Annotated in this window: 2 protein-coding genes and 1 pseudogene; 1 reads left to right on the top strand and 2 read right to left on the bottom strand. The window is 67.4% G+C overall.

All coding sequences use genetic code 11. The features are described from left to right. Window positions 1-2 precede the first annotated feature (2 nt). On the bottom strand, window positions 3-581 hold the full coding sequence (locus ACFXN1_RS51650) for an IS630 family transposase (protein ID WP_379446704.1): 579 nt from the start codon (window positions 579-581) through the stop codon (window positions 3-5). 52 nt (window positions 582-633) lie between these two features. Continuing rightward, window positions 634-849: pseudogene (locus tag ACFXN1_RS51645) on the bottom strand (helix-turn-helix domain-containing protein); the annotation flags it as partial. A gap of 150 nt (window positions 850-999) precedes the next feature. On the opposite strand from ACFXN1_RS51645, the gene ACFXN1_RS51640 reads away from it, so the two are divergent. Further along, the coding region (locus tag ACFXN1_RS51640) for an IS1182 family transposase (RefSeq protein ID WP_379464178.1) at window positions 1,000-2,625 on the top strand (1,626 nt) is incomplete at its 3' end.

The following is a 2,625-nucleotide window of genomic DNA, read 5'->3' as shown; positions in this document are numbered from 1 at the left end:
GATCACTGCGATGACCGGCGGCGGGCACCACCTCCCGCACGGCCAACATCAGCGCCTCGTGGCGCACGCGACTTCTCGTCCACACACAACACCAGTGCCGCCGTCGGCGGGTCCAGGTACAACCCGACCACGTCACGGACCTTGTCGATGAACTGCGGATCCGTCGACAGCTTCCAGGTGTCCACCAGATGCGGTTTGAGCCCGAACGCACGCCAAATACGCCAGATCGCCGACTGTGAGAGGCCGGTCGCTGTTGCCATGCCCCGTGTCGACCAGTGCGTGTCGCCGCCTGCCGGGGCGTGTTCGAGGGTTTTCGCAATGACCTGTTCGACATCGTCATCGGTGATCGTGCGCGGGGCACCGGGCCACGGCTCGTCGACCAAGCCTCGCAAGCGATTTCGCACGAACCGGCCACGCCACCGGGCCACCGTCTGCTCCCGTGTCCCCACCACGGTGGCCACCTGCTTGTTGGACACGCCCTCCGCACATGCCAGCACGATCCGCGTCCGAAAAGCCAGCGCCTGCGCGGTTTTCGGTGGCCGCGCCCACCGCTGCAACGTTGCCCGTTCCTCCTCGGTCAACGTCAGCCCGGCCTTCGAGCGCCCAGGCCGCGGGCTCGGTCAATCCGTGCAGCCGCGACTCGACGAAACGCCGCCGCCATTTGCCCACGGTCACCGCAGTCACTCCCAGATCCGCAGCGACTTGCTTGCTCACCGACCCAGACTCCGCGCACGCCAACACAATTCGCGCCCGCTCCGACAGCCGGGAATCCCCCCGTGCCCACTGGGCAAGCCGGTCGCGCTCCTCGTCCGACAAGATCAACTCGGCCTTCGGCCGACCAGTCCGCACCACTCACAGTAGCAACGACTTACGGCGCTCAACAGCGAATCAGCACACTAACTTGACTCTGTCGGTGATCTTGGAATTCGGCATGTCGCCGCTTGCGGGCTGCCACACTGCGAGGCGCGAAAAGCACTGCGTCCTCGAAGGAACTGGTGAATGTCACTCGGACCAGGACCGGCCAAGACGGTCCCGCCGCTGACGGCGCGGGTGGCCCGCGCCAGCAACCCGAACGGCACCACGGCGATGTGGATCCGTGACCGGCTCGAAAGCCTGTGGAGCAATGAGGATTTCGCCGACTGGTATCCGCGTGATGGGCGGCCCGGTCTGTCCCCGGCGCAGCTGGCCACCGTGTGCGTGCTGCAGTACGTGCTGGACCTGTCCGACCGGCAGGCGGCCGAGGCCGTGCGCTGCCGCATCGACTTCAAGTACGCGCTCGGTCTGGAGCCCGACGACCCGGGCTTCCATCACAGTGTGCTCAGCGATTTCCGTGATCGGCTCACCGAAGGCGACCGCGCCGACCGGCTGCTCGATCTCGCGCTGGCCCGGCTCACCGAGGCCGGGCTGGTGCACGAACGCACCACTGCGCGCACCGATTCCACCCACGTCCTGGCCGCGGTGCGCGATCTGACCCGGCTCGAATTGGTCACCGAGGCTGTCCGTGCCGCGCTCGAAGAACTCGCCCGCGTCGCTCCGCATCTGCTGACCGGCCTGGTCGATGAGGAGTGGGGCCGCCGCTACGGCCGTCCAGTTCGCTTGGGCAAGAACCCAACTCGGCCCAAGACCAGGATCCTCACCGCCGGCGAGGACGCCGGTCGGCTGCTCGAGCACCTGCGAGAGCACGGACCCGACCACCTGTCCGGCACCCAGGTCCAGGCCCTGCGACAGATCGTTCTGCAGAACTACTACCGCGACGAGAAGAGTCGTCTGCGCTGGCGCACCGACGAGGACGGCGGTCTGCCGCCCTCGTCGGTGGCGATCGTGTCTCCCTACGACACCCAGGCCCGCTACGCGCGCCGAGGACAGGTCACCCGATGGAAAGGATTCTTGGTCCACCTGACCGAAACCTGCGCCGCTCATGGCACCAACGTGATCACCGACGTGGTCACCACACCGGCCACCACCAACGACGTCCAGGCCCTTCCCGGAATCCACACCCGCCTGCGGCGGCGCGGACTGCTTCCGGCCGAGCACCTGGTCGACGGCGGCTACACCTCCCTGGTCCACGTCGCGCAGGCGGCCCGCGAACACCAGGTCACCCTCACCGGCCCGCTGCCTGGCAACCCCACCCGCCAGCACCGCGAGAACGACGGATTCGGCCGCGACGACTTCCACATCGACTTCGACCGCCGACAGGTCACCTGCCCGCAAGGTCAGGTCAGCAAGGGCTGGCACGGCCCCTACCCGACATCGTCTCCGACCGCCGCGCCGCTGATCGTCGCACGGTTCACCAAAGGCCAGTGCCAGCCGTGTCCGGTCCGCAGCCGGTGCACCACTTCCAGTGACAGCGCACGCAATGTGGGATTTCCACCGAAAGAGCTCCTCGACCTGCAAGTTCGATCCCGCGCCGAGCAGCAGAGCCCGGCCTGGCGGCAGCGGTATGCCGTGCGTTCCGGAATCGAGGGCACCGTCTGCGAATTCGCGAACGGGCACGGCATGCGGCACTGCCGCTACCGCGGCCAGACCAAGGCCCAATGCCGGGAAGTTTGGCTGCTGGAGTCGTTGTCAAGCTGTGTCGGCGAAGTCGAGGTAACAGGGCGGGAAGTTCAGGTCCAGCGCCGTGTC

Source organism: Nocardia sp. NPDC059154 (assembly GCF_042755705.1).
GTDB lineage: Bacteria > Actinomycetota > Actinomycetes > Mycobacteriales > Mycobacteriaceae > Nocardia.
The sequence above is the reverse complement of the archived record's forward strand: the minus strand, read 5'-3'. Positions and strand labels throughout refer to the sequence as shown.